The following is a 525-nucleotide window of genomic DNA, read 5'->3' on the forward strand; positions in this document are numbered from 1 at the left end:
GCCATCAGAGAAGGCGGCCGCACCGTCGCCTCCGGGGTTGTATCCAAAATTGTCGAATAACAAAAAAACAAATAGCGAAAGGACGTGGAAACACGTCCTTTCTCTATTTAAAAATACATATTTCTCGAAGAAAAGCGAGAGCCCTCTTTTTTATTTATTGGGCGTCTTCATTCTTATGTCAACGGATAGACGAGACAAACAGGTTTATCGATTCATCTTTAAAATTTCATTCTTACACGATTTTGAAACCCGGGGGCAGGGAAAAGAGCTCAGAGCGGAAGTAACCCGGTCCCCAAGATTTGGACATACCCCCTACCTCAAATCGTGTATAATTCAATTAAGGAGGGAAACCATGGGACGAGGAAAACTAACCGCTGAAGAACAAGAAATCTTACGCGCCAATCCAAATGTCAAATCAGTCAACGAACAATACATTTTCTATACGACCGAATTTAAAAAACACTTCATTGATGCACTGGCCACGGGCAAGCGGCCTAAACAAATCTTCATTGAAGCCGGATTCGA

At 42.7% G+C, this 525-nt stretch carries 1 protein-coding gene; it reads left to right on the forward strand.

What is annotated here, in order from left to right; translation table 11 throughout:
- Positions 1-352 precede the first annotated feature (352 nt).
- Positions 353-525 (forward strand): HTH domain-containing protein (locus KO087_RS09680; RefSeq protein ID WP_421949892.1); only part of this gene is annotated, 173 nt, incomplete at its 3' end.

The sequence above is a fragment of the Peptoniphilus rachelemmaiella genome (genome assembly GCF_943169845.1).
Classification (GTDB): domain Bacteria; phylum Bacillota; class Clostridia; order Tissierellales; family Peptoniphilaceae; genus Aedoeadaptatus; species Aedoeadaptatus rachelemmaiella.